The sequence below is a fragment of the Desulfovibrio sp. SGI.102 genome (assembly GCF_050314315.1).
In the GTDB taxonomy this organism is placed as follows: Bacteria; Desulfobacterota; Desulfovibrionia; order Desulfovibrionales; family Desulfovibrionaceae; genus Desulfovibrio.
Window position 1 is genome coordinate 1 of the sequence record NZ_JBNPNC010000146.1, and the last position, 274, is coordinate 274.

Consider the following 274-nt stretch of genomic DNA (forward strand, 5'->3'; position numbering starts at 1 on the left):
AGCATTGACGTCACGGTCATGGTATGCCCCGCATTCGGGGCATACCCAATGACGCATGGACAGAGGCAAAGCTTCCAGCCTGTGACCGCAGTCGGAACATGTTTTGCTGCTGGCGAACCAGCGGTCGGCCACAACAACTGTCCCGCCATGTATGCCGCTTTTATATTCCAGCTGCCGACGGAACTCATAAAAGGCGCCATCTGCTATGGATCTGGATAAACGTCTGTTTCTCAGCATCCCGCGTACATTCAGATCCTCGATGCCTATGATGGAA

At 53.6% G+C, this 274-nt stretch carries 1 protein-coding gene; it reads right to left on the reverse strand.

Translation table 11 applies throughout. The features are described 5' to 3' along the window. Positions 1-270: RNA-guided endonuclease InsQ/TnpB family protein (locus tag ACQRCJ_RS12550; protein WP_427799958.1), on the reverse strand; the 270-nt coding region annotated here is incomplete at its 3' end. Positions 271-274: the final 4 nt, after the last annotated feature.